The 233-nt window shown below is 39.5% G+C and carries 1 protein-coding gene; it reads left to right on the top strand.

Annotated features, from left to right (window positions below; genetic code table 11):
* Positions 1-233, top strand: a 233-nt coding sequence (locus MTT09_RS10675; protein WP_429803799.1) for an Ig-like domain-containing protein, incomplete at both ends; no start/stop codon positions are given.

Raw genomic sequence — 233 nt, forward strand, 5'->3', positions numbered from 1 at the left:
ACTATCCCAACAGTAACTCTAGATCCAATTAATAACACTTCAACAGTAGTAACTGGTAAGGTTCCAAATCCTGATCCAAATACCACTGTAACTGTTGAAATTCCTGGTCATACCCCAGTTACAGTCCCTGTAAATCCTGATGGTACATTTAGTGTTCCTACACCAAATAATAAACCACTAAAACCAGGTACTGAGGTAAAAGTTACTCCAAGCGATGATGCAGGCAATGGTAC

Origin of the sequence: Campylobacter concisus (genome assembly GCF_050447505.1) — a bacterium.
Classification (GTDB): Bacteria; Campylobacterota; Campylobacteria; order Campylobacterales; family Campylobacteraceae; genus Campylobacter_A; species Campylobacter_A concisus_BP.